The 460-nt window shown below is 64.8% G+C and carries 1 pseudogene; it reads left to right on the plus strand.

Going from position 1 to position 460, the window contains the following annotated elements:
* Nucleotides 1–460: pseudogene (locus tag X742_RS140165) on the plus strand (MFS transporter); the annotation flags it as partial.

Raw genomic sequence — 460 nt, forward strand, 5'->3', positions numbered from 1 at the left:
CCTCACTTTCGCGTCGGTGTTCCTGCACGACTTCGCCGGGCTTGGCACGACGGCGATCAGCGCCAACCTCGCCGCTGTACAGGTCGGCGCCATGGTCATGCGCGTCTGGAGTGGCTGCTTTACCGACCGCCACGGTAACCGTCGTCAATTTCTCCGCTTGTGCAGTGCGCAGAGCGCGCTGGCCTTCGTGGTGCTCTGGTTGCTGGTTCTGGCCGCTCCCGCGATGCCTGCCAGCCAATCCTTCCTGATCGCTGTCCTGCCCCTGGTGCTTGTCGTTGCCGGCATCTCGGTCTCGGCCTGGCACGGCGTTGCCTATACCGAGCTTGCCACGCTTGCCGGTGCCGGCCATGTCGGAACCGCGCTCAGCCTTGCCAACAGCTTTGTCTTCGTCGGCTTCTTCCTGGTCCCAGTGGCCATTCCAGGGCTGCTGCACCTCTGGTCATGGCCTGGCGTGTGGCTG

The organism is Mesorhizobium sp. LNHC229A00 (assembly GCF_000502415.1).
Taxonomy (GTDB): Bacteria; Pseudomonadota; Alphaproteobacteria; order Rhizobiales; family Rhizobiaceae; genus Mesorhizobium.